We start from the raw sequence: 26,465 nt of genomic DNA on the forward strand, positions 1-26,465 counted from the left end.
GGGGGGCTCGCCCGAGGACGTGATAGCCATCGCGCTGAAGCGCCGGCAGCCGCGAGCTAGTGTCATGAATGACCCTTTGGTCGTGGGCCGGACCCCCCGTCCGTCCGCCCCTCGCTCCGCTCAGCGGGCGGACCGACTGTCCCCCTTTGAGGGGGACAGCTCCCCGACCTGGGAGCGGAGCGACCGGAAGGGGAGCGGGGGGTCGGCCCACGAGCAGTTTGGCATCACTCTAGAGTCCGACGCCCCGCGCCATCTCTGCGACGGCCACCTCGAACGGGGCGTACCCGACGAACCCGAACCGAACCGTCTGGGCCACGCTCAGGCTGTCGAGCGCGAACCGGCCGTCGGCCCGGGCCGCCGCGCCGCGCGACGTCCCCACGACGACGGCGTTCGCGCCGACCAAGGGGGCCGACGTCTCCGCGTCCGTCACGCGCCCGACGACGCGGAGCCCTCCGGGCGCGTCGTCCACGTCGAGGATCTCGACCGCCAGCCGGCGCTCGTTCCACCCGGCCTCGCCGACGGGGCAGACGAAGACCGGCCGCGCCGGCTGACACGCCGCGAGGGCGATGAGAGCGAGGGGGAGGAGGCGACGGGCCGCGGTCGGGGACATCGGCTAGAGCAGAGTACAGGTTGGTGTGGGGGGATGGGAGTGTGGGAGTGAGTCAAAACGGAGCGGGGTCGCCACTCCCACACCCCTTCCTCCCGCACACCCACACGCATCGTGGCTACAGCGCGAGCCGGGACCGGAGGTCGCGGGACCGCGCGCGGCTGGCCGTCACCTCGTGGCCGCCGTCGAGCGCCAGCTTGTAGCGGCCCGAGAACCACGGGATCATCTCGCGGATGGCGCCCAGGTTGACGATGGCGTTCCGGTGGACCCGCATGAACCGGTCGGGGTCGAGGCGCCCTTCGAGCGCGTCGAGCGTGAACCCGACCAAGTGCCGCTGCATCGGCGGCCCGCCGGGCAGCACGTAGAGGCTCGTGATCCCGTCCTGGACCTCGGCCGCGATCACGTCGCTCGCCTCGACGACGATGAGCCGGTCGCGGCCCTGGACCGTGAACCGCTCGATGGGCGGCCCGCCGGGCGCCGGGCTCGGGACCACCTCGTCGAGCGTGTCCAGCAGGTCGGCCAGCCGGGCGTCGGTGTCGTCGCCGTCGGCACGGCGGGCCTCGACGCGGGCGACGGACGCCGCGAGCCGGTCGGCGTCGATGGGCTTGAGGAGGTAGTCGGTCGCGTTGGCCTCGAAGGCCCGGAGCGCGTACTCGTCGTAGGCCGTCGTGAACACGACGTCGGGCCGGCGGCCGGGCGGGAGCCGCTCGACCACGCCGAACCCGTCGAGCCCGGGCATCCGGACGTCGAGGAACGCCAGGTCGTACGCCGTCTCGGCCAGGGTCTCGACGGCCTCGACGCCGTCGGCGGCCTCATCGACCGGCCCCAGCCGGCCGTCGTCAACGAACGGGTCGAGCAGTCGGCGCAAGCGGGACCGGGCCGGGGCCTCGTCGTCGACGATCAGGACGCGGAGAGCACTCATGTCGGGGGGAGCGGGAGCAGGAGGGTGGCGCGGACGCCGGTGTCGGTCGGGTCGACGGCGAGCGTCGCGTCGTCGCCGTACAAGAGTCGCAGGCGGTCGGCGACGTTCCCCAGGCCGACGCCGTAGACGGCGCCGCCCGGAGCGAGGCCGGCGCCGGTGTCTTCGACGACGACCTCGAGGTGGTCGGCCGCGCGTCGGGCACGCACGGTCACGGCCCCGCCGCCCCGCTTCCGCTCGACCCCGTGCTTGACCGCGTTCTCGACGAGCGTCTGGACGGCGAACGCCGGGACGGGCACGTCGTTCGCGCCGTCCTCGACGTCGACCGTCACGTCGAGGGCGTCGCCGAACCGGGCCTCTTCGACGTGGAGGTAGCGGCGGACCAGCCGGAGCTCGTCGCGCAGCGGAACCAGGGCCTGGCCGCTGGCGGTGAGGACGTCGCGGAACAGGCCCGCCAGGTGCTCGACGGTCGCCTCGGCCTGGGCCGGCCGGTCGCGGATGAGCGCAGCAACGGTGTTGAGCGCGTTGAACAAAAAGTGCGGGTTGATCTGGGCCCGGAGCGCGGCCATCTCGGCCTCCGACGTCTGGCGGACCAAGGCCCGCTCGCGCTCGACGAGCCGGAGCCGCTCGAGCGCGAGGGCGAGCTGGGCCGCGAGCGCCCGGAGCTGGGCCACGTCCTCGGTGTTGTAGACGGACAGCCGCCGCGCCTTCCGCCCCAGCACGATCAGCCCGACCGGGTCGCCGCCCCCGGTCACGACTGGGACCGCGAGCGCGGCGCCCAGCCGGGCCAGGCGCGTCGAGACGCCGGCGGGCAGGTCGGCGTCGTTGAGCTCCTCGTTGCGCGACCACACGCGGCCCTCCGCCCGCAAACGCTCCCACACCCGCCCGAGCTCGGCCTGGGTGAACGACGGGGGCTCGGGGCGGAACGTCGCCCGGACCCACCGCTCGTCGGGCGTGTCGCGGCCGGCCTGCAGAAACACGACGGCCGAGCGGACGCCGAGCGCGTCGCCGACGGCCTCGGCCGCGCCCGCCGCCAGCGTCTCGACGTCGATGAACAGGCCGACCTCGTCGCCGAACCGGTCCAACCGCTCGCGCGCTTTCTGGCGGCGCGTCTGGAACGCCTGGCGGAGGCCGGACCGGAGCGCCGGGGCCGCCCGCTCGGTGAGCAGGATCAGCGCGACGACGAGCACCCCGAGCGCCAACGGGTGCGACCCGCCCGGCAGCACCGCGTCCAGCAGCGCCGACCCGAGCACGATCACCCCGAACGCGATCGCCAGCATCGAGACCGTCGCGAGGCTCTTGAGCAGGAGCGCGTCGAACGGACCGTACCGCAGCGTGGCGACCGACACCAGCGCGACCGGCAACATCGACAACAGTTGGAAGGCGACCACGAACCACGCCGTTGCGACCTCGGCCTCGCGCGGGCCCGGCGACAGCCGCGTCAGCACGAGCACGGCCCCGACGACGGCCACCAGGCACACGGCGGCGCTCCCGACGCGGCTCCACCGCTGGGCCGGGCGCACGTCGTCGGTCTCGGCCGACGACTGGACGAGGACGACGCCGGTCGCCGCGGCCACGTAGACGCAGACGTAGAACAGGATCGGCACGGCGAACCCGTCGGGCGGGAGCGGCCCGGCGTGGCCGGCCACGGTCGCCACCAACACGCCGAGGCCCAACACCACGGCGGGGATCGCCAGGACGCCCCGCGTCCGCCCCAGCAGCAGCAGCCCGGCTCGGGTCCGCAGGCTCTGGTCGAGCAAGAGCGCCGGGTACGCCAGCCACCCGCCCAGGGCCACCAGCGTCAGCGCGTCGAACGCGGCCCGACCGAGGGTGGCCGAGGCCGGCGGCGGTCCGAACACGACGACCCACAGCCAGCGGACCAGTTGAACGCCGACCCACACCAGCGCCGCGCCGATCAGCCGCTTCGACCGGCGCGCGCGCGGGCTCCGAGGCGCGAGCGGGGACACCGTCAGGTACGCCAGCAGGTGCAGGAACGCCACGACCCCGAACCCCCAGCCGGTCGCCGCCCACAGCGCCGCGCCGAGCGGGTACAGGAACGTCGGGTACCGCTCGACGCGGACCTCCGTCGTCTCCACGCGCCCGCCCCGGTCCAGGACGTAGGTCAGCACGGTCCCCGTCGCGCGCTCGACCTGGCGCCGGGCGCCCGTCGCGGACTCGACGGGCAAGAAGTCGATGGCCGTCAGCGCGTCGCCCTCTCGGATCCCGGCGCGGCTCGCGGCGGCTCGCGGGAGCACGTAGGCCGCCACGACGGGCCCGTCGCGGTCGTCCCACCGCACGCCGTCGTAGCCCAGCGCCGTCGTCTCGGCGAGGGGCAGGCCGACGTCGCGGAGGTACTCGGCCCAGCTCAGCGCGAGCGAGACGAGCGGGAGCAGCGCGAGCCCGGCGAGCGCCAGGGCCAGCCCACGCGCGAGCCACGGACGGGGGGGACGGGGCATGGCGGAATCTAGGCCGGCCGACGGGCGTCGCAGCCCCATGCCCGACCTCGTCGACACCCACGTCCACCTGACCGCCGACGCCTACGACGCCGACCGCGACGCGGTCGTCCAGCGGGCGGCGCAAGCGGGCGTCACCCAGCTCGTCGTTCCGGCCGTCGACCTCGCGTCCATCGGCGCCGCCCTCGCCCTGGCCGACCGCACCCCCGGCGTCTTCGTCATGGCCGGGGTCCACCCGACGTACTTGGCGGACGCGCCGGCTGACGCCGTCGATCAGATCGGTCCGTTATTGCAATCTGAGCCCATCGTGGCCGTCGGCGAGACGGGGCTCGACTACTACTGGAGCCGCGAGCACGTCGACGCCCAACAGGCGTCGCTCCGCGAGCACGCCCGGCTGGCGGCCCGGCACGGCCTGCCGCTGTCGCTCCACAACCGCGACCAGAAAGGGAGCGAGGCGTCGTCGCGCGACCTGGTCCGCATCCTGACCGAGGTCCGCGACGAAGGCATCGGGCCGCTCGCCGGCGTGTTCCACTGCTTCGGCGGCCCGCCGTGGCTGGCGGAGGCGGTGCTCGGCCTCGGCTTCCACGTCGGCCTGGGCGGGACGCTGACGTTCAAGAACGCGGGCGTGGCCCAAGCCGTCGCCGACGTCCCGCTCGACCGGATCGTCCTGGAGACCGACGGCCCGTACCTCGCGCCGACGCCGCACCGGGGCCAGCGGAACGAGCCGGCCTACGTCGCGCTCGTCGCCCGGCGACTCGCCGAGGTGCGTGGTCTGTCGGTCGAGGAGGTGGCCGAGACGACGACGCGGACCGCCCGCCAGCTGTTCGGGCTGCCCGACGCCTGACGGTGGGGGAGCCGGGAGGCGTCCGGGGAGCTAGGCGGCCAGGATCGCGTCGATGGCCCCGATCTCGTCGTCCGTCAGCGGCGGCTGGCTCAGCATCGCGACGGCCTCCTCGACCTGCTCCACCCGGCTCGCCCCGATCAGCGTCGACGTGACCTCGGGCCGGCGGCGCGTCCACGCCAGCGCGAGCTGGGCCATCGACTGGCCTCGGCCCCGGGCGATCTCGCGGAGCCGGCGGACCGTCTCGACCACGTCGTCGGTCACCTGGTCTTGGCGCAAGAAGCCGGTGGCCTTGGCCGCCCGGGAGTCGGCCGGGATGCCGTCGAGGTACTTGTCGGTCAGTAGCCCCTGGGCCAGCGGCGAGAACACGATGGCCCCGACGCCCTCGTCGGCGAGCACGTCGAACAGCCCGTCCTCGGGGTCGCGCACCAACAGGCTGTACTTCGGCTGGTGGATCAGGAGCGGCGCGCCCATCTCGCGCAGGAGGCGGACGGCCTGGCGCGTCGGCTCCGGCGGGTAGTTCGAGACGCCGGCGTAGAGCGCCCGGCCCGTGCGGACGGCGTGGGCGAGCGCGCCCATCGTCTCCTCGAGCGGCGTCTCGGGGTCGTACCGGTGGCTGTAGAAGACGTCGACGTAGTCGAGCCCCATCCGGGCGAGGCTCTGGTCGAGGCTCGCGAGCAGGTACTTCCGTGAGCCCCACTCGCCGTAGGGGCCCGGCCACATCCCGTAGCCCGCCTTGGTCGAGATCACGAGCTCGTCGCGGTACGGCCCGAGGTCCTCGGCCAGGATCCGCCCGAACGTCTCCTCGGCCGAGCCGGGCTCGGGCCCGTAGTTGTTGGCGAGGTCGAAGTGGGTGATCCCGAGGTCGAAGGCCCGGAGCGCCATCGCCCGGGCGTTCTCGTAGACGTCGACGGACCCGAAGTTGTGCCACAGGCCGAGCGAGACGGCGGGGAGCTTGAGCCCGCTCCGGCCGCACCGGACGTAGTCCATGACGTCGTAGCGGTCGGAGGCTGGACGGTACGGGGTGGGGTCGCGGTAGATCACAGGGAGAGGGGGGCGAGTCAGGGAGGGGCGGACGTGGGGCTGGCGGGGGCCAGATTTGGCAGGAGGCTCCGGGTCAGTCGAAGTCGCTGCACGACATGAAGTAGTGGCACCTCGTGCAGCGGTACTTGCACTTCTGGTTGACGAGCCGGCCGCCGCAGTTGGGGCACAAGTCCCAGTACCGGTCGGGGGTCGAGGGGTCTAACGTTCCGTTATTGTAATCTACAACACCCCCCGGCGACTCCCCCTCCGGGAAGGGGAAGGTCGGCTCGGGCAGCCGGGGGCGGCGGGACGGGTTCATGCGGTGTCGAGGGCGAGCAGGGCGTGGCCTTCCCGGGCGGCGTCCCGGAACGCCTGGACGAGCGCGTCGAACGCGGGCCAGTCCTCCGGCCGGAACGAGACGACGGTGTCGCCGATCCCGACCGTCAGCTCCCCGTTCTGCAACCGGGCCGACGAGACGGGCGCCAACCGGCCCTCGGGCGGCGTGCTCGCCGCCTGCCAGATCGAGTGGACGGCCGCGAACGGCCCCACGACGTCGACCTGGGCCGGCGTCGTCACCAGCCGGTTCTGGCCGACGGCCGCGGCGACGGCGTAGGCCACGGCCGCGCCGGTCACGAACGGCCACAGGATGTCGCGGCCTTGGAGCGCCGCCGCGAGCCCCACCGTCATCACGAACAGCAACGCCAGCGCGACCGGCCGCGCCTGGGCCTGGACGGCCAGCCAGGGCCGCGAGGCGTCGCCGGGGTGGTGGACGCTCTGGAACGTCATGGGCGTGGGCCGTGGATCGTATGGTTGCCGGACCGTCGGTTTTCGCTTGTGCGGTCGGTGTTCGGTCCGTGAGGTAGGACGTAGATCAGCGGACCTCCGACCAGCCATTTGGCCCTCGCGAGAAGAGGTAGCCGCTGCCTCGGCTCTCGCCGTCGTTCGCCCCTACGAGTACGGTCTCTCCATCGACAGCGACGTCACGCGCGAATCCGACGACAGGACTGGACAGACGGAGCTCTGCCTCCTGTGTCCACGCCCCACTCGGACCACGGACGTAGATGATTGCGGCGCCGCGCGCCTCGCCGTTGAGCTCTCGTCCCGGTACCGCAGCCACGAGGCGGTCTCCAAAGAGGGCGACGCGGGCCCCGAAGTTCGCGAGGGGCCCGAGGTCCGAGAGAGACCGCGTGAGTGTGGTCTCGATGGTCCACACGCCCGCCGACGAGCGGTACACGTAGACGGTACCGGCCTCCCGGCCCGGCTCGTTCACGACGAGCGTCGGCCCTTCCAAGGCCATGTCGAAGCCGAAGCCCAATGGAGTGATCGACCCCTGCCTGAGGGGCGGGGCTTCGATCACGTCGTCGAGCGTCCACCTGCCGGACGGCCCTCGCTCGAAGAGGTACACCCGCCCGTCCGTGCCGACGGGTCCGGCCAGGCCCGAAACGGCGAGTCGGTCTCCGTCGAGAGCGACGCTGCTGCCGAACGCTGACCCCTCATCGGCATCCGGATGGGTGAGGACAGCAGACCGGGTCCATCCCGTCCCTTCGAAGATGTGGACTCGTCCTACCTCTCCATCGTCTCCGGCACCCACGGCGAGGCGGCCGTCCGAGAGCGAAACGGAGCTACCGAAGTTCGCGTTCGGATCGAGGTCGTCGGGCCGGAGCACGGCGTCCTCGATCCATCCCCCGCTGGTCCGGGCATACACGTAGGCATGACCGGCAGCGTCCGAGGCGACATCGTTCTCGGGTGCGCCCACGACGACATAGCTGCCAGCAAGGTCGATGTGTTGCCCGAACCGAGGGTCCGATACTCGGCCCTGAGTCGGGCGAAGGCTGGACACGCGCGTCCAACTCTCACCGCTGCGGACGAACGCGAATGCCTCATTCGAACCGGGTGCGCCGAGAACTGCGGCGTCACCGTCGAGGGCCACCCGCTCGCCGACAAGGAGCCCAGGGGCTGCTAGCGCCCCGTCTTGAATCGCGTCTGAAGAGGTGTCACACGCGGACGCGGTGAGAACAAGGAGAAGGAGGACGAGAGGTCTGGATCCAGACACGGAGGACAGTGCGGGCCTGAGGTAGAACGTGATGAGTTGGCAAATGGGATAGTCCGAGGGACACGGGCTCCAACGAGCCCCGTCGAGCACAGCAATGTTGCTCCATTACCTGTCGAGGGCCGCGCCTGACGCGCTAGGCGTCCTTGTCCAAGAACGGGTAGGTAAAGTGCCGGGCCGGCACGAACGTCTCCTTGATCGACCGGAGGCTGGCCCACCGGAGCAGGTTCAGCTTCGAGCCGGCCTTGTCGTTCGTGCCCGACCCGCGCGCTCCGCCGAACGGTTGTTGGCCGACGACGGCGCCGGTCGGCTTGTCGTTGAGGTAGAAGTTGCCGGCCGCGTCCGCCAGCCGCTCGGTCGCGTGGGCGAGCACGGCGCGGTCTTGCGAGAAGACGGCGCCCGTCAGCGCGTACGGGCTCGTCTGGTCGACCAGCGTGAGCAGGTCGTCGAACGAGCGGTCGGAGACGTGGACCGAGGCGACCGGGCCGAAGATCTCCTGCTCCATCGTCTCGTACGCCGGGTCGTCGGCGAGCAGGACCGTCGGGTCCACAAAAAAGCCGTCGTCCTTGCGGTGGCCGCCGCCGTGGAGCACCTCGACGCCGTCGGCGCTCTTGGCCCGCTCGATGTAGCCCGTGATCTTGTCGTAGGCCCGCTCGTCGATGACGGCGTTGACGAAGTGGGAAAAGTCCTCGACCGGCCCGACCGTGATGTCGGCCATCTGCGCCTCCAACGACTGGCGGACGGCCGGCCACACGGCCCGGTCGACGTAGACCCGGCTGGCGGCCGAGCACTTCTGGCCCTGGTACTCGAACGCGCCGCGGACGATGGCCGTCGCGACCGCGTCCGGGTCGGCCGACTCGTGGGCGACGATAAAGTCCTTCCCGCCCGTCTCGCCGACGATCCGCGGGTAGGCCCGGTAGCGGTCGAGGTTGTTTCCGATCTCGCGCCACAGGTGGTTGAACGTCTGGGTCGAGCCCGTGAAGTGGAGCCCCGCCAGGTGCTCACTCGCCAGCACCGGGTCGCCCACGTCGGCGCCGTCGCCGGGCAAAAATTGGACGACGCCCGGCGGCATCCCCGCCTCTTCCAACAGGTCGACAATGACCTGGGCCGAGTACGTCTGGGTCGGCGCCGGCTTCCAGAGCACCGTGTTGCCGAGCAGCGCCGGGGCCGTCGGGAGGTTGGCGGCGATGGACGTGAAGTTGAACGGGGACACGGCGAACACGAACCCCTCGAGCGGCCGGTACTCGGTCCGGTTCCAGAGGCCGGGCGACGAGATCGGCTGCTCCTCCAGCATCTCGCGGTAGAACTGGACGTTGAACCGGAAAAAGTCGACCATCTCGCAGGCCGCGTCGATCTCGGCCTGGTACGGGTTCTTCGACTGGCCCAACATCGTCGCCGCGTTCATCCGGTCGCGGAACGGGCCCGCCAGCAGCTCGGCGGCCTTGAGGAAGATGGCCGCGCGGTCGGTCCAGTCGAGCCGGGCCCAGTCGTGGCGGGCGTCGAGGGCGCCGGCGATGGCATCTTCGACGTCCTCGGTGCGGGCCTTGTGGAACGTGCCCAGCGTGCGCGAGCGCTCGTGGGGCGGCCGGATCGTCTCGGTCCGCCCGGTCTCGACCCGCTCGCCGTTGACGACGGGCAGCACCTCGACCTCCTTCTCGCGCATCTCCATCAGGGTCGCGCGGAGCGACGCCCGCTCGGGGCTCCCCGGCGCGTAGTCGCGGACGGGCTCGTTGACGGCGGGCGGGGGGCTGGCGATCGCGTTGTGCATCGGGGTCGGGCAGAGGGGGGAGGGAACGGGCAGAAGAATGCCGCGAACAAACTAGAAACGGTCCTGGGGACCGACGACTCGCTTCCGAAGGATCCGGCCGGACTTCCAGCCGCTGTTCAGCCCTTCATTATCGCTTTTACAACGGTCTCCATCCCGGGAGGCCGGTAAGATGCCTCGCGCATCCGGTTGACGATGATGTTTCGGACCTTCTCGTACGGAACTCCCAACACATCTTGGTGTCGCCCAACGAACCTCCGCAGGACGTCGCGTCCTCGAAAATCACGCTTCCATTGATCGCAATCGAGGGACGTGTTCAACTCCTCGCGGATGCGGATCTCCTCGTCCATCAAAGCGTCAAGGGCGAGTTCGCTCCTAAGCGCCCGCCCGACCCTATCCATCGACCGTTCGGCAGCTTTCCGGAGCCCTTGATGGGCTGGGAGGGCCGGGTCGTACCTTGTCGAGAGGCACTCGACTAGCTCCCGGTTCACGGCCTGATCCATCTTGATCCGGATGAGCTCGTCGACCGTTTCTCCGGCGCAGGACCTGAGCGAGGTTAGGATCTCCACCTCGCTTGGGACGTCGGCGCCGAGGGCGAGGGCAACCATCGCTTCGCGAACGAACCGGGGCTCGAGGAGGTAATTCTCGACGTGGTAGACGTCCCACTGGAACGCTCGCGCATCGTCGACCGACGGCGGGCCGTCGAAATCCCGGTCGGTCACGGAGAAGAATCGGGCATCGAGGCGACCCTCCTCTGCAGTCCGTTCCATGAGGTCGTGAAGACCCCGCACGCGGGCCTTGCTACCCACAGAGATGAGGTTGACCCGCTCGGCGAACGTCGGGAACAACTCGCGGACCAGGCTCTCGTCGAACTCAGACCCCTTGCCTTCAACGAACACGACCTTCGAGCGTGGGCTGTATGTCGCGAGGTCGCCAACGAGGTCGACCACAACGCGCTCTACCCCGGCCGTCGCGTCGATGGGGTCCAGTTGATTCTCCCCCTCGCCGACCGTGTACGACGGGCGCATGTGGTAGACGGCGTAGGCCGGCTCCTCGACGGCCTCCCGGAGGAGGGCGTCGGAGTGCGTGATGAGCCAGAGTTGGTTCCCGAGCGCGGCCCCGAGGTGCTTCTGATAGAACCGGGGGAGGCCCCGGACGAGCCGGGGGTTCAGGTGGAGCTCGGGCTCATCAAGGAGGACAATCGAGTTCCGCGGCGCGCTGTTCCGCAGCCGAAGGTACCCGAGGAGCACCTCCTTCTCGCCCGAGCTCAACTCGTTGATGTCGTGCTCGCGACCGCTTTCGAGCCGAACCGGGAAGGCGAGCCCCCCGTCGACCGTCGGCTGTGGGCCGAGGAACGTTTTCCCGGGGAAAAACACGGCGAAGAGCTCATCGAGCGTCTCCTTGAGCCCGCCCCCGTCCGATACGTCCGCCCCGAACTCTCGGGCGAGGAGTTGGCGAACGAACGCCTGTGCCATCGCTGTCTTTACTCCACTATACTTGTTTTGGGTGTTGTAGAGGGCGTCATGGCCATTCCGCTCGGTCGTTCCGGAGATTGTGAGGTTGACGCTACTCACCTGCTCCCGCCCATACGTCCGGTGAGGACCATGGTAGTCGATTACGCCCAGGTCGTTCGGGCGGAACACACTGAACATGAGCTCGACGACAGGCGACGACGTGGCCACAGGGTCTTGCCCAGGGACCATCGTGAGTTCCGCCGTGTGGACCACGTCGTCGAGCACCGGCTCGAGCGCCCTCATGAGGTTGGCCGTCTGCGCTTCGACTACGGGTGAATGGGCGCGCCTCACGGCGGGGTTGACAACGACTGGGGACCCCTCGGCCGATTGCATCCCCCGAAACTGAGCCCAGTTCATGCCGAGGTAGAGGTCCCGGGCGTTCTCCTTCAAGTAGGTCCGTTCGGCGTCGGCAAGCTCGAACTCGGCCCAGACCCTGAGTGGGCGGCTCGGGTCGTGAAGCACCTTCCGCGTCTCCTGCTTAATCCGGTTGACATCGATCTGAAACTCCCCGAACCAAGACTGATACTCATTCTGGTGGTATTGACCGTACGCCGACTTCAGGAGCCTCAGCGCGTCGAACAGGCTCGACTTGCCACACCCGTTAGGACCCGCTACGACGACCGAGTCAGGAAGGTCGGACAGATCGAGGTGCTGAATGGCTCGGAAGTTTTCCACGCGGACGGAGCGGATCCTCATCGGGTCGTAGAAGGAAGACCTTGAAAGGTCGCAAGTTTCATTGAGCAAGGAGGGGTTTGTCATACGCTGGCCGCCACTCTTGTCTGGCTCGGAAGCAGCATTGAGCCTTTGGGCTTGCTCAGCCGACCCCCCAGCCTCCGAACCTACCAAGGAGCGATCTTGTGCCGTTCCCCCACACCCCCATGATCGGCCCGTTCGAACGCACGCTCGCCCTGCGCTACCTCCGCGGCGCCCACGGCCGCGACGAGCGTCGGGGGTTCTTGCGGTTCGTCGTCGTGGCCGCCATCGGCGGGGTGGCCGTCGGGACCGGGGCGCTGCTGCTAGCGCTGATGATCGTGCGCGGGTTCAGCCGCGAGATCGAGGCCAAGATCGTCGGGTTCGGCCAGCACGTCCAGGTCGAGAGCTTCGTCGGCGACCCGCTCGTCGGCGCCGACAGCCTGGCGCGAGCGGTGGCCCGGCTCGACCACGTCGAGCGCGTGGCCCCGGCGCTCGTCGACTTCGCGCTGTTGAGCAGCCGGGGCTCGGGCAACGAGACCGTCGAGGGCGTCCTGCTGTGGGGGACCGAGCCGGACGACCTCCCGTTCGTCGCCGCGCGCACCGAGGTCGGCGCGTTCGACCTGTCCGACGACGCCGATGGCCGGCCGGGCGTCGTCCTCGGCAAGCGACTCGGTGAGCGGTTGGGGCTCGGCCCGGGCGACCGGATCACGGCGTACTCGACGCGCGGGCTCGGCGCGGGCCAGGTCCAGTCGCGCCCGCGCGTCCGCCAGTACCACGTGGCCGGCCTGTTCGAGACCGGCCTGGGCGACTTCGACGAGCGGTTCGCGTTTGTGGATCTCGACGTCGCGCGCGGCCTGTTCGGCTACGGGCCCGACGAGGTGACGCGGCTCGACATCACGCTCGACGACCGCGCCTTTGCTCGGGAGGTGTCGGACGCCGTGACGGACCGGATCGGGCCGCCGCTGTTCGCGCGGCCCATCGAGGAGGTGTACCGGGGGCTGTTCGCCTGGGTCGAGCTCCAGCAGAGCATCGTGCCCTTGGTGATCTCGATCCTGGTCGTCGTCGCCGCGTTCAACATCGTCGGGGCGCTGCTGATGGTGGTGTTGGAGAAGGCGAGGGAGATCGGGACGGTCCTGGCGATGGGCGCCAGCCGGGCGTCGGTCCGACGTCTGTTCCTGGTGTTCGGGCTGATGGTGGGCGTGATCGGGGCGGCGATCGGGACGGCCGTGGCCCTCGCGTTTGGGGCGCTCCAGGCGCGGTTCGCCTTTATCCGGCTGCCCCAGGACGCCTACTACCTGGACCGGGCGCCGGTCGAGATGAGCGGTCTCGACGTGGCCGTTACCGTTATTGCAACCATCGTAATCTGCACCCTGGCCGCCTACCTCCCCGCCCGCGTCGCCTCGAACGTCGAGCCGGTGCGGACCATCCGGTTCGGGGGGTAGGGCACCTGACGCAGAGGCTCAGTCTCCGAGGGGCGGTCGCCCGACGAGACGGCCGAGGTGCTGGCCCTCTCGCCGTCGACGGTCTCGACGTATCGGTCCCGCGCGCTCAAGAAGCTCGGGCTCCAGACGGACGCCGAGCTCGCCCGACACGCCGTCCGGCACGGGATTGTCGAGTGATCCGGCCGCTCAGACGAGGGCCGACGAGCTACCGGGCGACGGTCACCGTCTGGACGGCTCGGCGGTCCGTACCGTCCTCGCGCGCCTCGACGACGTACACCCCGGGCCCCCACCCCGACACGTCGAGGACGACCTCGCCCCGGTGGCGGTTGATCCAGGCGACCTCACGGCCCAGCACGTCGAACACGCGGATTGACGCCGAGCCGGCCCCTCCGTCGACTGAGAGCCGGACGGCCGTGGTCGCTGGGTTCGGCCACGCGGCCACCGTGAACGGGGCGGACTCCGGGGTGTCGTCGGTCGACACGACGCCAGCGAGGTCGAACCGGGAGAGGAACACTGCGGTCCGGTTTTCCCCCTCCGCTCGGTACACCCCGCCGCCGACCTCGAACGAGCCCCTGAACCGACCGGCCACGTACAGCGACTGGCTCGGCCCGCCGGCTCCCCCACCGAACGCTACGGCCTTGACAGATTGGTGCTGCGCGTGCGCGGTGGGGGCCGACGACGCGCCGGGCTCGTCAGCCACGTGGTAGAGTGCCCGGAGCTCGCCCTCGGGCGAGACGACGGCGGCGACTCCGTCTCCATACCCCTCGCGGACGAGCGGCGCCCCGGCGACCCGAACGTCGTCCGACGAGAACGACGTGCCGAGGGCGACCCGGCCGTCGTGACCCACGTCGAGCGAGAGTGGCCCGGTCCCCCCAGGCCGTGAGGGCAGGGCCCGCTGGGGCGTGACGATGTCGACGGCCCATTCGAACGTGCCGTCCGGACCGTGACGGGTCACCAGCCGACCGTCGCCGGCTGCATCCGTGTATGTCGTGCTGCCGGCCTCGACATGGGAGTACGACGGCCCGATGATCCGGCCCGGGACGAACGCCCACCCGAGGACGACCCCGCCGTCGGGGGCCAGCGCCACGGCGATTGGCCACGCGACGTTCCGCCCCTCAGGGTCGTACGTGTCGCTGTCGCCCGGCCCCAGCACGTCGTCGTTGAGGCCGAGGTTGGTCTGAGTCCATGAGCGGTCGAACGCGCCGTCGTGAGAGAGCCGGACGAGCGCGGTCCCGGCCGGGAGCGCGGCGCCGTCCGGGTCCCCCATGCCCCGCCCAACGATGGAACCCGCCGGAAACAGGCCGCCGACGACGACCCCGGCTCCGCCGACGTCGAACGCCATGTGCCCGAGGTGGTCGCCGAGCACGAACCGGCCGTCGTGGACGTCCGATGGGGGCTCGTCTCCTGCGGCGACGGACCGGGTCCACACTGGCTCCCCGGTCGCGGCGTCGAGCGCGGCGACGAACACGTCGAAGGGGTGCCATGCGTAGCCACCGGACGCCGGGGTGGCAACCAACGTGTCGGGTCCGAGCGCGAGCGTGTCCCGGAACACGCCGGCCAGGTACGCCACGCCGTCGTAGACCCCGACGCCCAACACGAGGGCCGACGACTGGAACGGTCCCTCGCCGTCGTCAATGGGGTGACCGAGCCGGACCGTCCATAAGACAGACCCGTCGGCCGCCGACCTCCCGACGACGCGCTCGGACCCGGTGTCCCACCGGTACGGGTGATGCCAGTACAACACGCCCTCGCCCGTCACGATGACGTCTCCGGCCGGGGTCGGCCCGGCAGCCACATGGTACGTCTCGAACGGGGCACCGTCTGTGGCCGCCGACCGGGCCCAGCGGGCAGTTCCGTCGCTCTCGGCAGCGTAGACGAACGAGAGCTCACCGTCGGGGTAGGCCAGCCCAAGGTCGAAAGCAATCCCGGCTCCGGCCCCCTCCGTCAGGCGGAGCTCGTCCTCGCCCCCCCCGACGACGACTGGCCCGGCTGGCGTGACGGCGAGGTCGTGGACGCCGACGTAGGGGTAGTCCGTCGAGAGGACAGAGGCCCAGGCCGGCGGGTCGCCGGCGGGCTGCGCTAAGGCCGGGCTCGCGCCCGGGGCCAACGCGGCAGCCCCGAGCGCGAGGGTGGCGAGGAGTCTCGATCTGTGGGTCGTGGTCATCGTGGGCACGGCTCAGTCTACGACGGTGAACCGGGCGGTCTCAATGGTCCGGTCGAGGAGCGGGGCGCGCTCCTCACGCTCGGAGGGCTGGGCGATCACAGGCGGCCCAAGGGCAGCGAGGACGAGGAACACAAGGAGAGCGGAGCGTAACGAACGGGTCATGGGTTCGGAGAAGGGTAGGATGGACGGGGGCACTTGGAAGAACGGCCACCGTCACTCCCAAGCTTGTGGCCCATCTTGGACTCTCCTGTAGCCGTCCGGCGATCAACGTGTAGCTGAGGAGCTACATGCGCCTCCCCTGATCGACACGTGGACGATGCCTTCGTCGCCGCTCCCGCCGAACCCCGCACGGCCGCTGACGTAGCCGGAGCCCTCGCCCTCCATCCCGAGCCATGCCTCTCTCTCCCGGCGACGACGCCCCCGACTTCACGCTCTACGACGACTCGAACAACGCCTTCTCCCTCGAAGAGGCCCGCCAGGACGGCCCCGTCGTCCTGCTGTTCTTCCCCGGCGCGTTCACGAGCGTCTGCACGACCGAGCTCAACACGGTCGGCAACGACTACGACCGCTACACCGACCTCGGCGCCCAGGTCGTCGGCATCTCGACCGACTCGCCGTTCGCGCTCGCCGAGTTCAAGAAGGCCAACGGCTTCCCGTTCCGCCTGCTCTCGGACCACGACGGCGAGGTCGCCGAGTCCTACGGCGCCAAGTATGACCACGACTTTACGCCGATGAAGCTCGACCGGATCGCCAAGCGCGCCGCGTTCGTCGTCGACACCGACGGGACGTTGCAGTACGTCGAGGTGCTCGACAACGCCGGCGAGCAGCCCGACTTCGACGCCGTCCTCGACGCGCTCGATGGTGACGCCTAGCGACCGCTGGACCGCGCTGAGCGAGCGGCCGCTCGACCTGGGCGCGGTCCACTCGTTCCTGGCCGACGACCGCGCCGGCGGCACGTGCGTGTTCGTCGGCACGAGCCGGCGGTGGACCGACGGCGTCGAGACGGACCTGCTGACGTACGAGGCGTATTCCGAGATGGCCGAGGCCGAGCTGGCGCGGCTGGCCGAGGTCGCCGCCGACCGCTGGGACGCCGCCCGGGTCGTCGTCCTCCATCGGCTCGGGGCCGTTCCGCCGCCCCAAGCGAGCGTCGTCGTCGGCGTCGCGTGTGCCCACCGGGGGGCGGCGTTCGAGGCCGCCCGCTGGCTGATCGACACACTGAAAGAGTCCACGCCCATCTGGAAGACCGAGCACCCCGCCCATGCCTGACCGCTTCTCGTTCGCAGACCTCCACGACCGCGCCCGCGCGCTCAACAAGCGAATCGCGCTGCCCGAGGGCGAGGACCCCCGGACGATCCGGGCCGCCGCGTGGCTGGCCGAGCACGGCGTCGTCCGACCCATCTTGATCGGCCGGGAGTCCGCCGTCCGCGACGGCGCTCGCGAGCTGGGCGTGACGCTGCCGCACACCGTCCCCGTCGTCGACCCCGCGACGAGCGAGCGGCGGCAGGGATACGCGCAGGCGCTGTTCCAGAAGCGCAAGCACAAGGGGATGACCTACGAGCAGGCCGGCGAGACGGCCGCCGACGTGCTGTACTTCGGCGACCTCATGGTCGACGCCGGCGACGCCGACGGCTGTGTGGCCGGCGCCGCGCACCCGTCGCCCGACGTCGTCCGCGCGGCGATCCACGTCCTCGGGGTGGCCGAGGGCTCGGCACTCGTCTCGTCGTTCTTCCTGATGGTGCTCCCCGACGGGCGCCCGCTAACGTATGCCGACTGCGGCGTCAACCCGGACCCGACGCCCGAGCAGCTCGCGTCCATCGGGATCGACGCCGCAGCGAACCACCGCTTTTTGACGGGCCAGGAGCCGCGCGTCGCGTTCCTGTCGTTCTCGACGAAGGGCTCGGCCGAGCACCCCGCCGTCGACGCGGTCCGCCAGGCGGTCGAGATCGCTCGCGACAAACGGCCGGACCTCGTGCTCGACGGCGAGCTCCAGTTCGACGCGGCGTTCGACCCCGACGTGGCCGAAAGGAAGGCGCCGGACAGCCCAGTGGCCGGCCGCGCGAACGTGTTCGTGTTCCCCGACCTCGGCGCCGGCAACATCGGCTACAAGATCACCCAGCGGATCGGCGGGGCCGAGGCGTTTGGGCCGGTCTTGCAAGGACTGAGGCTCCCGGCCAACGACTTGTCGCGGGGGTCCGACTGGGAGGACATCGCGAACGTGGCGACGATCACCGCGATCCAGTCCGGACAGCGCTGACGGCGCGGTCGAGGACGGGGGATCGGGGACGGGCCCCTCCGGCAGTCTTCCGTCCCCCGTCCTCAGTCCCGGAGGTCACCACGCTATCGCTGACGTCGACCCGGGGACCGGCACGTCCGCCCTATGTTGACGGTCCCGGTGGCCGCTCCGTCCGCACGCCGCCGGGCGCGACACGGGCCTCGCGGACGTCCACGTCAGTCTCAGGGATCATGGCCACCAAACGCGCGCTCGCCATCTCCGGCGGCGGCCTCCACGGCTCGTTCGCCGTCGGCGTCCTCCTCCAGCTCCGCGACCGCGGGGTCCGCGACTTCGACGTCGTCGCGGGCACGAGCACGGGCGCGCTGATCGCGCCGCTGGCGCTGTTGGGCGAGTTCGACCGGATCGAGGCCGCCTACGGCACGGCCGACACGGCGTCGGTCTACCGGAAGCACTCCGAGCTGTCGCTGGCGCTCGGCGTGCTGGGCGACCTCGTCGCCGGCAAGGTCCGGCTGCCGACGAGCCTGGGCAGTCTGGCGCCGCTCCGCGCGACGGTCGAGCAGACCCTGACCGACGCCGATTGGGACCGGCTCGTCACGCTGGCCCGGGCCGACAAGAAGGAGCTGTTCCTGACGACGGTCGACCTGGTGACCGGCGAGCTGGTGTACTGGACGCTGGCGGGGCCGAGCTCCCAGGCCGGCGAGGCCCACGGCCGCATCATCGCCAGCCGCGAGATGCTCATTGACGTCATGATCGCGTCCTCGACCATCCCGTTCGCCTCGAACCCGGTCGTGATGCCGGACCACCTCGGCACGCACCCGCACGTCGACGGCGGCGTCCGGGACGAGCTGCCGGCCTGGGTCTGCGTCGAGCGCGGGGCGACCGAGCTGTACGCCGTCGTGATCCAGCAGGACGAGCTCCGCCGGGACGAGGGGCCGTTCGACAGCGGCCAGGCGATCCTCCAGCGGGTCGTGAGCCTGATGTCGCACGAGGGGCGGACGACGGACCTCGGCACGGTGCAGGCGGCGGCCGGGTTCTCGCGGTTCCGACGGGACCTCGCCGAGCGGCTGGCCTCGGTCCCCGGCGCGGCCGATCTTCTGGACCGCGTCGAGGTCCCCGAGATCTTCCGCCGCAGCCGGCTCGAGGACCTGTTCGTCATCCGGCCCAGCGAAGCGCTCCCCGGCGGGACGCTCGACGCGACCGCGGCCGAGATGCGCGAGATGATCGCCATCGGCCGTCGGCGCACCGACGTCGCCCTCGACGCCGGCCCGACCCTCGAACCGCTCGTCGCCTGACCATGACCGTCGCCTGCGTCCAGACCTCCCCGACCTTGGGCGCCGTCGACGCGAACCTCGACGCGGTCGAGACGGCCGTCTTGGGTGCCGACGCCGACCTGATCGTGCTCCCTGAGCTGTTCGCGTCCGGCTACTTTTTCGAGTCGACGGAGCAGGCGGCGGCGCTGGCGGAAGAGGTCCCCGGCGGGCCGACCGTCGCGCGGCTGGAGGCGTGGGCGGCAGCGACGGGGGCGACGATCGTGGCCGGGCTGCCCGAGCGGGACGGGGACGCACTGTATAACAGTGCCGTTATTGCAAACTCAAACGGCTGGGTCGGAACGTACCGCAAGACGCACCTCTACTACGAAGAGACGCTCCACTTCCGGCCGGGGGAGGGCGGCTTCCGGGTGTGGACGGTGACCGACCGGAACCGCCGGAGCTACCGGCTGGGGGTGATGGTCTGCTTCGACTGGTTCTTCCCGGAGTCGGCCCGGACGCTGGCGCTCGGCGGGGCGGACGTGATCGCGCACCCGTCGAACCTCGTCCTGCCGCACTGCCCGGCGGCCATGCCCATCCGCGCGCTCGAGAACGGCGTGTTCACGGCGACGGCCAACCGCGTCGGGACCGAGACGAACGGGCGCGAGTCGCTGACGTTCGTCGGCCAGAGCCGGATCTGTTCGCCCCGCGCCGAGGTGCTGGCGACGGCGCCCGTCGAGGGCGAGGCGGTGATCCGGGCGGAGATCGACCCGTGCGAGGCTCGCACGACGGCGCTCAACCCGTACAACGACCGCGTCACCGACCGTCGGCCGGACCTCTACCATCGCTAGAGGTCAGACGCCGCGAAGCGAGCGCTGGATGCGGGCTTCGGGATCCGAGCTCACGTCCGGCTCGAACGTGCGCCCCGTGACCGTCTCGTACAGCTCGACGTAGCGCGCGCTGACCTCTGCGACGAACTCGGGTGGCAGGTCGGGGAGCGTCTGGCCAGCCAGCCCCTGGAAGCCGTGCTCCATCAGCCACTCGCGGACGAACTCCTTCGAGAGCTGGCGCTGTGGCTCGCCCCTCGTCAGCCGCTCGTCGTAGCCGTCGGCGTAGTAGTAGCGCGACGAATCGGGCGTGTGGACCTCGTCGATCACCAGGAGCCGCCCGTCGGGCGCGCGGCCGAACTCGTACTTCGTGTCGACCAAGAGCAGGCCGCGCTCGGCGGCGATCTCGGTCCCGCGCGCGAACAGCGCGAGCGCGAGCTCGGTGGTCCGGTCGAGCGTGTCGGCGTCGACGATGCCGCGCGCCAGGATCTCGGCGCGGGAGACGTCTTCGTCGTGGCCCTCGACGGCCTTCGTCGCCGGCGTCAAGATGGGCGTCGGCAACCGCTCGGCCTCGCGCAAGCCGTCGGGCAGTGTTTCGCCGCACAGCTCGCGCCCGCCGTCGCGGTAGACGCGCCAGGCGTGGCCCGTGAGGTAGCCGCGGACGACGAACTCGATGGGCAGCGGGTCGCACCGGACGCCGACCGTCACGTTCGGGTCGGGGACCGCGAGCACGTGGTTCGGGGCCACGTCGGCGGTCCGCTCGAAAAAGAAGGCGGCGACGCCGTTGAGCACCTGGCCCTTGAGCGGGATGGCCTGGCGGAGCACGTGGTCGAACGCCGAGAGCCGGTCCGTCGTGACGAGCACGATCCGCCCGTCGCCCAAGTCGTACGTGTCGCGGACCTTGCCGCGGTACCGCGTTCCCAGCCCGAGGTCGGTCGACGCGAGCGGCGGGGGGAGCTCCATCACGCGGTCTCGACGGCCGTCGACCCGCGGACGGCCAGCGACAGCGGCAGCTGGACGTCGACCCGCTCGTCGGAGGGCGACGACCGGAGCCGGTGGAGGAGCCGCTGGGTCGCCTGGTGGCCGGCCTGCTGCATCCCCTGGGTGACGGTCGTCAGGTCGAGGAAGCGGCTCAGCTTGAGGTCGTCGTAGCCGACGATCGAGACGTCGCGCGGGACGACCATGCCGGCGTCGCGGACGTGGGACCAGGCGCCGTAGGCCTGGACGTCCGACGCGGCGAAGACGGCGGTCGGGCGGTCGTCCAGGCTCATGAGGGCCTCCATCGCCTCGGCCCCGGCCTCCTCCGAATACCCGGCGTGCTTGGTCGTTTCGCCCGCCGCGACCAGGGCCGGGTCGAACGCGATCCCCGCCTCGTCGAGCGCGGCCCGGTACCCCTCGAGGCGCGGAGCGGCGTTCGAGCTCCACGCATGCGCCGAGATCAGCCCGATCCGCCGGTGGCCCTGCTCGACCAGGTACGTCGTCGCCATCTGGGCCCCCTCGCGGTCGTCCCACCAAAGGGCGTCGAGGCCCTGGTGGCGGCTCCCCAGCAGAACGACCGGCGCCTGGAACGCGAGGAGTTGCTCGGCGACGTCGCCCTCAATGGGGAGCGACATCAGCAGGAGCCCGTCGACGGCGCCGCGGTTGAGGAACCGCTGGAGCGTCTGGTAGGGCGTGGCCGAGCCCAGGTTGCACAGCAACAGGTCGATGTCCTCGTCGCGCAGGGCGTCCTTGACCCCCTTGAGCATCTCGACAAAGAACATCGACGTCGCCGACGGGAGCGCCACGGCGATCGACGTCGTCGACTGCTGGGCGAGGTTCCGGGCGATCCGCTGGGGCTGAAACTGAAGCTTCCGGATCGCGTCCTGGACGCGGGACCGGGTCGCCTCGGAGACCTCGTTGGACCCGTTGAGGACGCGGGACACGGTCGAGATCGCGACGCGCGCCTCGTCGGCGACGTCGTAGATCGTGGGGCGCGAGCCGGGAGAGCGTTCGGGCATGGGCGTGCGGGCCAGGGTCCGAAAAGCTACGGGCGCGCGTGATCCGCGTGGTTACGAATGCGTGGCCGCCGGGAACTGGAGCCGTGGCCCGTACCCGTCCACCTCGACCGCGTGGCGGACGGCGTCCGTGGCGAACCGCTTGGCGCCCTGGAGGGCGAGCTCCGCAGGCTCCCCACGGATCAACCCCGCCAGCGCCGCCAGGGCGAACGCGCTCGACGCGCCGTCGGGGTGGGCCTCCAGCAAGGGGGCCTCGAAGAGGGCGAAGTCCTCGCCGTCGTAGAAGAGGTCCGCGAAGAAGGGCTCGCGAGAGCCGGCGCCGGGGTCGTCGGCAGCGTCGTAAAACCGGTAGGGCAGGCTCCCACAGCGGATCACGACGGCCCGGGCGCCCCGGTTGTGGAGCCGCTGGGCGGCCACCTGGGCGTCGTCGAGCGACTCGATCTGGGCGTTCGTCACCAGCTCCGCGTCGGCCTTAGACAGGGTGACGAGCGTGGCCGCCCCAAGCCGCTCGGCGACCACGTCGATGGCCCGGGCCTCCATGACGGTCTCTCCGCTGGGCCCCGAGGCCACCACGTCGAGGACGACCGGGACGCCCATCCCGGCGACGGCGTCGAGCACGGCCGCGGCCGTCTTCGGACCCCCGAGTGCGCCGATCTTAACGCCCGTTATTGTACCCGAACTTTGAAGGTGCTCAAGCTGGGCCTCGACCGTGTCGACGGGGACGTCCGTGACGTCCGTCACCCGGCCGCCGCTGGCGACGACGATCGAGGTGCAGATCGGGAGCGGCGCCAGCCCGAGCGCTCGGGCCGCGAGCGCGTCCGCGACCAGGCCGCGCTCGCTGACGGTGTAAGTGGCGCCGACGACGGCGACGGGGAGGAGGGGCATGGAGTCCTGGGGGGATCGGAAAAGCTACGGAGGGCCCCGGCCGGCTCCGGCTATCTTCCGCCTCTTCACCACCCCCGCTCCGCATGGCCCGCGTCGAACTCGAACGTCTCCGGAAGGTCTACGACAACGGGTACGAGGCCGTCCACGACGTCACGCTCTCCATCGACGACGGCGAGTTCGTCGTGCTCGTCGGGCCCTCCGGCTGCGGCAAGTCCACGACGCTCCGGATGATCGCCGGGCTCGAGTCGATCTCGTCGGGCACGCTCCAGATCGGCGACCGGGTCGTCAACGACGTGGCCCCGAAGGACCGCGACATCGCGATGGTGTTCCAGAACTACGCGCTGTACCCGCACATGGACGTGTTCGACAACATGGCGTTCGGGCTCAAGCTGAGGAAGCTCCCCAAGGACGAGATCCGCCAGCGGGTCGAGGCCGCCGCCCGGACGCTCGGGCTCGAGACGGTCCTCGACCGGAAGCCGAAGGCGCTCTCGGGCGGCCAGCGCCAGCGGGTCGCGCTCGGGCGGGCCATCGTCCGGGACCCCGCCGTGTTCCTGTTCGACGAGCCTCTGAGCAACCTCGACGCCAAGCTCCGGGTCCAGACCCGGACCGAGATCTCGAAGCTCCACCGCGAGCTCGGGGCGACGATGGTCTACGTGACGCACGACCAGGTCGAGGCGATGACGATGGGAGACCGGATCGTCGTGCTCCACGACGGGCACGTCCAGCAGGTCGCGGCCCCGCTCGAGCTCTACGACCGGCCGGCGAACACGTTCGTGGCCGGGTTCATCGGGAGCCCGGCGATGAACTTCGTGCCTGGCTCCGTTATTGGAAATACGTTTACCTCAACCGAGGGGGGCTTCGGACTCGAACTGAGGAACGGCCCCGAGATTCAAGGACCGGTCACGCTGGGCGTCCGGCCCGAGAACCTGTACACGGTCGACAAGGCCCCGGCGACGAAGCGGCTGTCCGACCCGGTCCGGGCGACGGTCGAGGTCCAGGAGCCGATGGGGAACGAGATCGTCGTCTACTGCCGGGTCGACGACGCGACGCGGCTCACCGCGAGGGTCGAGCCGCAGCCGCTGGCGCCCGACGGCGAGACGGCCGGGCTCCGGGTGGACCTCGACAAGGTCCACCTCTTCGACGCCGAGACCGGGGTCGCTCTCCGTGCGTAGCCCGAGCCCGCCAGTCGCGGACTGCGTGGCCGACCAACCCGCCTGATCGCAGGAAGGGCCGCCGGGGGGAGACGCCCAAACGGTCTCGTGCCATGCCGGACTGGACACCACTCCCGATAACCCTTATTATCGAACCGGTCTCCAGACCCGCCATGCCCAACCTCGATGTCGCCACTCCCATCCCCAAGCTCAGCCGTGCTTTCACGGCCCAGTCCGACCTCGTCCCGCTCTACCTGCTCCGGTTCGACCGCCCGAACACGAGGCGCGCCTACGCACGGGACATCGAGACGTTTTTCGGCACGCCTACGGTCACGCTCGAGCTGGCGTCGTCCGTTACGTTCTCAGACGTCAACGAAGCACTCGCCCGCCTCCAAGCCGACGGCAAGAGCCCGGCCACCCAGCGCCGCTTTCTTGCATCGCTGCGGGGTTTCTTTGCGTGGCTCACGGCGCTAGGGTTCCTCGATCTTAACCCAGCCGACCGACACCTTGTTCGGAAGGTCCGCAAGTCTCCAGCGAGCGAGCAGCTGGTGACGGTGCTCACCCGAGAGCAAGCCGCCACGATGCTGGACAAGATCGACCTCTCGCGAGAGACGGGGCCCCGCGACTACGCGCTCGTATCGACCCTCCTGCACTGTGTGCTGCGGCGTTCCGAAGCGTCGGCGATGAACGTCGAGGACCTGGGCCGCTCGGGCGAGCACACGGTGCTGACGATCCGCCAGGCCAAAGGGGGCGCCAACCAGATCGTAAAAGTACCAGACCGGGTTGCCCGAACCGTGTCCAATTTCATCGCTGAACAGGGATACAGCTCAGGACCTATCTGGCGGTCGTTCTCGACGAATCAGTCGGCGGGGCGCCGATTATCGGGATCTTCCATCTACAAGATCGTCCGAAAGCTTGGCCAAGCCGCCGAGGTCTCGGAGCGGGTCGGGGCCCACACGCTGCGCCACACGGGCTGCACGCTGGCGATCGAAGGCGGCGCCTCGTTGCAGCAGGTCCAGACGCACGCGCGACACAAAAACATCGAGACAACGATGCGATACGTTCACCAACGAGACCGACTCGCGAACAGCGCAGCGGACTTTATTGACCTCTAGATGGACTACGATCTTATCGTTGTAGGCGCAGGGCACAACGCGCTCATCTCAGCCGCGTACGCAGCCAAGGCTGGCTACCGCGTGGGCGTTTTCGAGCGACGCTCGGTGGTAGGCGGAGCCGTATCGACGGTCGAACACGTGCCGGGCTACCAGTTCGACCTCGGAGGGTCCGCCCACATCTTGATCCGTCTCACTCCGATCATCGACGAGCTTAGCCTCTACGACTACGGCCTGGAGTACCTCGAACTAGACCCCTTGTTCTTCGCCCCGTACGAGGATCAGACGTCCGTCTTCATCTACCGAGATGTCGACCAGACGTGTGAAGGGCTCGACCGGCAGTTTCCGGGTGAAGGCGAGCGGTACCGCACCTTTGTCGACACATGGGCGCCGTTTTCTAAAACGGTCCGCGACGTGTTCCTCTCCTCCCCAAGCCCTTTTGAGCTCGGAAAAAAGTTCGTGTTCGGTTCGTCCGCAGACGTCGACTGGCAGAGCGCTCTCTCAGTCATCATGCGGCCATATGGAGAGGTCGTCGACCAATTCTTTTCGGAAGAGAAGGTCAAGACGCCTCTGGTCTGGATGGCGGCCCAGAGTGGCCCCCCTCCTACCGAGACGCTGAGCGCCCCTTTCCTGCTGTGGCACCCCCTCTACCACGAGAGCGGTGTGGCTCGCCCTCGTGGTGGCTCCGGAGGGCTCACGAAGGCGCTCGCGGCGATGATCCGAGCCCACGGTGGCGACGTGCTGACGTCCTCTCCCGTCGACCGCGTAGTGGTCCGCGGCAGCCGAGTCGTAGGGGTCGAGACCGGTGGAGAGGTCATCACGGCCCGGGCCGTCTTGTCCGGGACGCACATCCTGGAGACGCTCGACAAGCTCCTCCCTTCGGAGTACCGCCCCCCCGAAACTGACTCGATGCGCGTAGGAAACGGCTTCGGAGCCATTTTGAGGCTGGCGCTCGACAAGCCGCTCGAGTACGCCGCGGCCCCCGGAATCGAGTCCCGGACCGCGCTCCAACTCGTCTGCCGCGACCGCCAGCAGATCCACGATGCCTACGCGGACTACCTCAAGGGCCGTCCGGCTGCGGACCCGCCGATTGTTGGGATGAGCTTCTCTGCGGTCGACGACACGCTGGCTCCCCCGGGAGGTGAAGTGCTCTGGCTCTGGGCTCAATATTTCCCATACGAGATGAGCGGGGGACGGTCGTGGGACGACATTGGAGACGAGGTGGCCGACCGGATCTTGGACACGTTTGAGCCCTACGCTCCAGGCACGAAGGCCTCCGTCGTCGGACAGTTGTTCCAGCACCCGTTGTGGCTCGAGCGAGAGCTCGGGCTGTTCCGGGGGAACGTGATGCACCTCGAGATGACCATCGACCAGATGTTCAGCCTACGCCCCTCGATGTCGCTCAGTGACTACCGGGGACCTGTCGATGGCCTGTTCCTGACGGGAGCCAGTATGCACCCCGGGGGCGGCATCATGGGTGCATCCGGCCGAAATGCCGCACGTGTCGTTCTCCATTTTCTTGATTCCAAGCGATGACGCCCCACG

Annotated in this window: 22 protein-coding genes and 1 pseudogene; 11 read left to right on the plus strand and 12 right to left on the minus strand. The window is 70.2% G+C overall.

From position 1 onward, the window contains the following. Positions 1-229: 229 nt before the first annotated feature. The 3 genes from ACOOHE_RS09720 to ACOOHE_RS09730 form a co-directional block, all read right to left on the minus strand. The gene (locus ACOOHE_RS09720; RefSeq protein ID WP_420453888.1) at positions 230-610 is read right to left on the minus strand and encodes a carboxypeptidase-like regulatory domain-containing protein; all 381 of its coding nucleotides are present in this window, start codon (positions 608-610) and stop codon (positions 230-232) included. Positions 611-725: 115 nt separating this feature from the next. Further along, the gene (locus ACOOHE_RS09725) at positions 726-1,529 is read right to left on the minus strand and encodes a LytR/AlgR family response regulator transcription factor (RefSeq protein WP_420453889.1); all 804 of its coding nucleotides are present in this window, start codon (positions 1,527-1,529) and stop codon (positions 726-728) included. Continuing rightward, complete coding sequence (locus ACOOHE_RS09730; RefSeq protein WP_420453890.1) at positions 1,526-3,982, minus strand: histidine kinase; 2,457 nt, start codon at positions 3,980-3,982, stop codon at positions 1,526-1,528. Before ACOOHE_RS09730 ends, ACOOHE_RS09725 begins: the two co-directional genes overlap by 4 nt. Positions 3,983-4,019: 37 nt before the next feature. Here ACOOHE_RS09730 and ACOOHE_RS09735 point away from each other — a divergent pair, with 37 nt between their 5' ends. Continuing rightward, the gene (locus ACOOHE_RS09735; protein WP_420453891.1) at positions 4,020-4,823 is read left to right on the plus strand and encodes a TatD family hydrolase; all 804 of its coding nucleotides are present in this window, start codon (positions 4,020-4,022) and stop codon (positions 4,821-4,823) included. Between the two features lie 30 nt (positions 4,824-4,853). On the opposite strand, the gene ACOOHE_RS09740 is transcribed toward ACOOHE_RS09735, so the two are convergent. From ACOOHE_RS09740 to ACOOHE_RS09760, 5 genes are all read right to left on the minus strand, one after another. Continuing rightward, positions 4,854-5,810, minus strand: coding sequence for an aldo/keto reductase (locus ACOOHE_RS09740; protein WP_420457614.1), 957 nt, complete (start codon positions 5,808-5,810; stop codon positions 4,854-4,856). A gap of 348 nt (positions 5,811-6,158) precedes the next feature. Further along, positions 6,159-6,629, minus strand: a complete 471-nt coding sequence (locus tag ACOOHE_RS09745; RefSeq protein WP_420453892.1) for a hypothetical protein — start codon at positions 6,627-6,629, stop codon at positions 6,159-6,161. 85 nt (positions 6,630-6,714) lie between these two features. Next, positions 6,715-7,896, minus strand: a complete 1,182-nt coding sequence (locus ACOOHE_RS09750; protein ID WP_420453893.1) for a hypothetical protein — start codon at positions 7,894-7,896, stop codon at positions 6,715-6,717. Positions 7,897-8,029: 133 nt separating this feature from the next. Further along, positions 8,030-9,661: an L-glutamate gamma-semialdehyde dehydrogenase gene (gene pruA, locus ACOOHE_RS09755; protein WP_420453894.1), complete on the minus strand. Its 1,632-nt coding sequence runs from the start codon at positions 9,659-9,661 to the stop codon at positions 8,030-8,032. A gap of 116 nt (positions 9,662-9,777) precedes the next feature. Continuing rightward, entirely contained in the window at positions 9,778-11,868 is a 2,091-nt protein-coding gene (locus ACOOHE_RS09760) for an AAA family ATPase (RefSeq protein ID WP_420453895.1), read from the minus strand. A gap of 182 nt (positions 11,869-12,050) precedes the next feature. On the opposite strand from ACOOHE_RS09760, the gene ACOOHE_RS09765 reads away from it, so the two are divergent. Together ACOOHE_RS09765 and ACOOHE_RS09770 are read left to right on the plus strand one after the other, a co-directional pair. After that, positions 12,051-13,307 (plus strand): ABC transporter permease, encoded by a 1,257-nt coding sequence (locus tag ACOOHE_RS09765; protein WP_420453896.1) that lies wholly within the window; start codon positions 12,051-12,053, stop codon positions 13,305-13,307. Positions 13,308-13,340: 33 nt separating this feature from the next. Continuing rightward, positions 13,341-13,484 (plus strand): annotated as a pseudogene (locus ACOOHE_RS09770) (LuxR C-terminal-related transcriptional regulator); the annotation flags it as partial. A gap of 28 nt (positions 13,485-13,512) precedes the next feature. On the opposite strand, the gene ACOOHE_RS09775 reads toward ACOOHE_RS09770, so the two are convergent. Beyond that, positions 13,513-15,471, minus strand: a complete 1,959-nt coding sequence (locus ACOOHE_RS09775) for a T9SS type A sorting domain-containing protein (protein ID WP_420457615.1) — start codon at positions 15,469-15,471, stop codon at positions 13,513-13,515. Positions 15,472-15,863: 392 nt separating this feature from the next. Between ACOOHE_RS09775 and ACOOHE_RS09780 the strand changes: the two genes are divergently transcribed. The 5 genes from ACOOHE_RS09780 (at position 15,864) to ACOOHE_RS09800 (ending at position 19,802) form a co-directional block, all read left to right on the plus strand. Next, positions 15,864-16,343 carry a redoxin domain-containing protein gene (locus ACOOHE_RS09780; protein WP_420453897.1) on the plus strand — a complete coding sequence of 160 codons (480 nt, stop codon included), beginning with the start codon at positions 15,864-15,866 and terminating at the stop codon, positions 16,341-16,343. Beyond that, positions 16,330-16,737, plus strand: a complete 408-nt coding sequence (locus ACOOHE_RS09785; RefSeq protein WP_420453898.1) for a molybdopterin synthase catalytic subunit — start codon at positions 16,330-16,332, stop codon at positions 16,735-16,737. The genes ACOOHE_RS09780 and ACOOHE_RS09785 overlap by 14 nt, the downstream gene beginning before the upstream one ends. After that, positions 16,730-17,725 (plus strand): phosphate acetyltransferase, encoded by a 996-nt coding sequence (pta, locus tag ACOOHE_RS09790; protein ID WP_420453899.1) that lies wholly within the window; start codon positions 16,730-16,732, stop codon positions 17,723-17,725. The genes ACOOHE_RS09785 and pta overlap by 8 nt, the downstream gene beginning before the upstream one ends. 209 nt (positions 17,726-17,934) lie before the next feature. Next, entirely contained in the window at positions 17,935-18,996 is a 1,062-nt protein-coding gene (locus ACOOHE_RS09795) for a patatin-like phospholipase family protein (protein WP_420453900.1), read from the plus strand. A 2-nt stretch (positions 18,997-18,998) separates the two neighbouring features. Further along, a complete protein-coding gene (locus ACOOHE_RS09800) occupies positions 18,999-19,802 on the plus strand; it encodes a nitrilase-related carbon-nitrogen hydrolase (RefSeq protein WP_420453901.1) in 804 nt (267 codons plus the stop codon). Between the two features lie 3 nt (positions 19,803-19,805). On the opposite strand, the gene ACOOHE_RS09805 is transcribed toward ACOOHE_RS09800, so the two are convergent. Genes ACOOHE_RS09805 through ACOOHE_RS09815 form a run of 3 tightly spaced genes read right to left on the minus strand, consistent with a single transcriptional unit; the run spans position 19,806 to position 22,657 of the window. Then, positions 19,806-20,741 (minus strand): phosphoribosylaminoimidazolesuccinocarboxamide synthase, encoded by a 936-nt coding sequence (locus ACOOHE_RS09805; protein ID WP_420453902.1) that lies wholly within the window; start codon positions 20,739-20,741, stop codon positions 19,806-19,808. Beyond that, positions 20,741-21,775 (minus strand): LacI family DNA-binding transcriptional regulator, encoded by a 1,035-nt coding sequence (locus tag ACOOHE_RS09810; protein ID WP_420453903.1) that lies wholly within the window; start codon positions 21,773-21,775, stop codon positions 20,741-20,743. Before ACOOHE_RS09810 ends, ACOOHE_RS09805 begins: the two co-directional genes overlap by 1 nt. A 51-nt stretch (positions 21,776-21,826) precedes the next feature. Next, entirely contained in the window at positions 21,827-22,657 is an 831-nt protein-coding gene (locus ACOOHE_RS09815; protein WP_420453904.1) for a PfkB family carbohydrate kinase, read from the minus strand. Between the two features lie 83 nt (positions 22,658-22,740). Between ACOOHE_RS09815 and ACOOHE_RS09820 the strand changes: the two genes are divergently transcribed. The 3 genes from ACOOHE_RS09820 (at position 22,741) to ACOOHE_RS09830 (ending at position 26,456) form a co-directional block, all read left to right on the plus strand. Then, positions 22,741-23,829 (plus strand): ABC transporter ATP-binding protein, encoded by a 1,089-nt coding sequence (locus tag ACOOHE_RS09820; RefSeq protein ID WP_420453905.1) that lies wholly within the window; start codon positions 22,741-22,743, stop codon positions 23,827-23,829. 152 nt (positions 23,830-23,981) lie between these two features. Beyond that, positions 23,982-24,923: a tyrosine-type recombinase/integrase gene (locus ACOOHE_RS09825; RefSeq protein WP_420453906.1), complete on the plus strand. Its 942-nt coding sequence runs from the start codon at positions 23,982-23,984 to the stop codon at positions 24,921-24,923. Then, positions 24,924-26,456 carry a phytoene desaturase family protein gene (locus ACOOHE_RS09830; protein ID WP_420453907.1) on the plus strand — a complete coding sequence of 511 codons (1,533 nt, stop codon included), beginning with the start codon at positions 24,924-24,926 and terminating at the stop codon, positions 26,454-26,456. Positions 26,457-26,465 lie beyond the last annotated feature (9 nt).

It is taken from the genome of Rubrivirga sp., assembly GCF_965213695.1.
In the GTDB taxonomy this organism is placed as follows: Bacteria; Bacteroidota; Rhodothermia; order Rhodothermales; family Rubricoccaceae; genus Rubrivirga.

Bases quoted from the DNA above. Each gene is read 5' to 3' on its own strand.
- ACOOHE_RS09720 (WP_420453888.1), bottom strand. From the start codon at position 610: ATGTCCCCGACCGCGGCCCGTCGCCTCCTCCCCCTCGCTCTCATCGCC.
- ACOOHE_RS09725 (WP_420453889.1), bottom strand. From the start codon at position 1,529: ATGAGTGCTCTCCGCGTCCTGATCGTCGACGACGAGGCCCCGGCCCGG.
- ACOOHE_RS09730 (WP_420453890.1), bottom strand. From the start codon at position 3,982: ATGCCCCGTCCCCCCCGTCCGTGGCTCGCGCGTGGGCTGGCCCTGGCG.
- ACOOHE_RS09735 (WP_420453891.1), top strand. From the start codon at position 4,020: ATGCCCGACCTCGTCGACACCCACGTCCACCTGACCGCCGACGCCTAC.
- ACOOHE_RS09740 (WP_420457614.1), bottom strand. From the start codon at position 5,810: ATGGACTACGTCCGGTGCGGCCGGAGCGGGCTCAAGCTCCCCGCCGTC.
- ACOOHE_RS09745 (WP_420453892.1), bottom strand. From the start codon at position 6,629: ATGACGTTCCAGAGCGTCCACCACCCCGGCGACGCCTCGCGGCCCTGG.
- pruA (WP_420453894.1), bottom strand. From the start codon at position 9,661: ATGCACAACGCGATCGCCAGCCCCCCGCCCGCCGTCAACGAGCCCGTC.
- ACOOHE_RS09760 (WP_420453895.1), bottom strand. From the start codon at position 11,868: ATGAGGATCCGCTCCGTCCGCGTGGAAAACTTCCGAGCCATTCAGCAC.
- ACOOHE_RS09765 (WP_420453896.1), top strand. From the start codon at position 12,051: ATGATCGGCCCGTTCGAACGCACGCTCGCCCTGCGCTACCTCCGCGGC.
- ACOOHE_RS09775 (WP_420457615.1), bottom strand. From the start codon at position 15,471: ATGACCACGACCCACAGATCGAGACTCCTCGCCACCCTCGCGCTCGGG.
- ACOOHE_RS09780 (WP_420453897.1), top strand. From the start codon at position 15,864: ATGCCTCTCTCTCCCGGCGACGACGCCCCCGACTTCACGCTCTACGAC.
- ACOOHE_RS09785 (WP_420453898.1), top strand. From the start codon at position 16,330: ATGGTGACGCCTAGCGACCGCTGGACCGCGCTGAGCGAGCGGCCGCTC.
- pta (WP_420453899.1), top strand. From the start codon at position 16,730: ATGCCTGACCGCTTCTCGTTCGCAGACCTCCACGACCGCGCCCGCGCG.
- ACOOHE_RS09795 (WP_420453900.1), top strand. From the start codon at position 17,935: ATGGCCACCAAACGCGCGCTCGCCATCTCCGGCGGCGGCCTCCACGGC.
- ACOOHE_RS09800 (WP_420453901.1), top strand. From the start codon at position 18,999: ATGACCGTCGCCTGCGTCCAGACCTCCCCGACCTTGGGCGCCGTCGAC.
- ACOOHE_RS09805 (WP_420453902.1), bottom strand. From the start codon at position 20,741: ATGGAGCTCCCCCCGCCGCTCGCGTCGACCGACCTCGGGCTGGGAACG.
- ACOOHE_RS09810 (WP_420453903.1), bottom strand. From the start codon at position 21,775: ATGCCCGAACGCTCTCCCGGCTCGCGCCCCACGATCTACGACGTCGCC.
- ACOOHE_RS09815 (WP_420453904.1), bottom strand. From the start codon at position 22,657: ATGCCCCTCCTCCCCGTCGCCGTCGTCGGCGCCACTTACACCGTCAGC.
- ACOOHE_RS09820 (WP_420453905.1), top strand. From the start codon at position 22,741: ATGGCCCGCGTCGAACTCGAACGTCTCCGGAAGGTCTACGACAACGGG.
- ACOOHE_RS09825 (WP_420453906.1), top strand. From the start codon at position 23,982: ATGCCCAACCTCGATGTCGCCACTCCCATCCCCAAGCTCAGCCGTGCT.
- ACOOHE_RS09830 (WP_420453907.1), top strand. From the start codon at position 24,924: ATGGACTACGATCTTATCGTTGTAGGCGCAGGGCACAACGCGCTCATC.